Source organism: Kluyvera ascorbata ATCC 33433, assembly GCF_000735365.1.
Taxonomy (GTDB): Bacteria; Pseudomonadota; Gammaproteobacteria; order Enterobacterales; family Enterobacteriaceae; genus Kluyvera; species Kluyvera ascorbata.
The window spans coordinates 1-222 of the sequence record NZ_JMPL01000251.1; the positions used below are offsets into that span (position 1 = coordinate 1).

Here is a 222-nt window from a genome sequence, read left to right on the forward strand (position 1 = left end):
AGCGCGCAGGGGGAGGCCAATCGCCAGCCTCCCCCTGCACCCCCGGGCTCTGGCGGCAAAATCGCCACTTCGTGGTTCCCTCAGCTTATTCCCTCCGGCTTCGGGTCGGGCGCAAGTTTACATCCCTGTAAACTGCGCCCTCAGCCCACATCCCTGTGGGCTGACCCGGCCTACGGGAAACGCTTCGGCGATTTAGACGCCACCAAAAACCGTGCGGTCTTT

The 222-nt window shown here is 63.5% G+C and carries 1 protein-coding gene; it reads left to right on the plus strand.

Annotation, left to right across the window (positions count from 1 at the left end):
- On the plus strand, window positions 1–222 hold a 222-nt coding region (locus GKAS_RS25220), incomplete at both ends, for a hypothetical protein (protein WP_210436391.1).